This window comes from Stenotrophomonas sp. SrG (genome assembly GCF_050031795.1).
Taxonomy (GTDB): domain Bacteria; phylum Pseudomonadota; class Gammaproteobacteria; order Xanthomonadales; family Xanthomonadaceae; genus Stenotrophomonas; species Stenotrophomonas rhizophila_A.
The window spans coordinates 1-254 of sequence record NZ_JBNBBE010000524.1 but is presented as its reverse complement, the minus strand read 5'-3'; the positions used below and the strand labels follow the sequence as shown (position 1 = coordinate 254).

Here is a 254-nt window from a genome sequence, read left to right as displayed (position 1 = left end):
ACGCCGAGGCCGTGATCTTCATCTCCCGCGATGAGCTCTACCACACGGACAGCCGGTGGGAGGGCACTGCGGAACTGATTGTCGCGATCCAGCGCGACGGCGCGCCCGGCAGGGCCAGGGTTCAGTACCAGCCGGAGTACTTCCGGTTCTCTACGCTGCCGGAATGGTGGCAGCCGAAGCAGTCGACGGCCGATGCGGATAGCACTGGGGCAGCGCCGCGGAAGAAGCGCTCCGGCCTGGCCGCTCACCTACCT

The 254-nt window shown here is 67.3% G+C and carries 1 protein-coding gene; it reads left to right on the top strand.

Annotated elements, in window-relative coordinates; translation table 11 throughout:
• A partial coding sequence (locus ACQG3P_RS20720; RefSeq protein WP_426806104.1) for a DnaB-like helicase C-terminal domain-containing protein occupies positions 1 to 254 on the top strand: 254 nt, incomplete at both ends.